Genomic DNA, 842 nt, shown 5'->3' with positions numbered 1-842 from the left:
CGCCCCCTGCCGCTCGTTCCTCGTTCACGGCTTGCCTCGTCCCGCAGGACCCGGTACGCCCCTCGCGGCGATCCCCCGGGCGAGGACCTCGGCCAGGTGCAGCGCCCTGCGTCCGGTGCCCTGGCCGATCTGGGTGCGGCAGCTGTAACCATCGGCCATCACCAGGGTGTCCGCGTCCGCCGCGCGCACCCGAGGCAGCAGTTCGCGCTCCCCGATGGCGGTGGACACCTCGTAGTGCCCCTCGGTGAACCCGAAGTCCCCCGCGAGCCCGCAGCAGCCCGAGTCCAGGACCTCCCCGTCGATCCCCGCCCTGGCGATGAGATCGCGCTCGGCGTCGAAACCCATCACGGCGTGCTGGTGGCAGTGCACCTGTGCCAATGCCTTCGCCGAGAGCCGGGGCGGCCGCCAGTCGGGCGCGTACGTGTTGAGGAAACCCGCCAGGGTGTGTACGGCCTCGGCGACGCGCTCGCTCTCCCGTCCGGGCAGCAGCTCCACCAGGTCGTGCCGCAGGGCCGCCGTACAACTGGGCTCCAGACCGACGACGGGCAGCCCCTGGGCGACCAGCGGCGCCAGCGCACGGACGGCGCGGCGCATCACCGTGCGGGCGACGTCCAGCTGACCCGTGGACACCCAGGTCAGTCCGCAGCACACCTGCCCCTCGGGCAGCACGACCGTCCAGCCCGCGTCCTCCAGGACCTGTGTGGCGGCCGCGAGCACCCCCGGGTTGAGGTGGTTGCCGAAGGTGTCCGGCCACAGCACGACCCGGCGTCCGGTCGTGCGGGCCTCCCCGCGGGCGGCGCGGCGCCGGAACGCGCGGGTGAAGGTGGTGGCGGCGAAGGCGG

At 74.0% G+C, this 842-nt stretch carries 1 protein-coding gene; it reads right to left on the bottom strand.

The window, feature by feature from the left end:
- Positions 1-24: 24 nt before the first annotated feature.
- The coding region (locus D471_RS34710; protein WP_040689929.1) for a (Fe-S)-binding protein at positions 25-842 on the bottom strand (818 nt) is incomplete at its 5' end.

Origin of the sequence: Nocardiopsis lucentensis DSM 44048 (assembly GCF_000341125.1) — a bacterium.
In the GTDB taxonomy this organism is placed as follows: Bacteria; Actinomycetota; Actinomycetes; order Streptosporangiales; family Streptosporangiaceae; genus Nocardiopsis; species Nocardiopsis lucentensis.
Note: the sequence above shows the minus strand (reverse complement) of the source record. Positions and strands in the feature narration are given on the sequence as shown.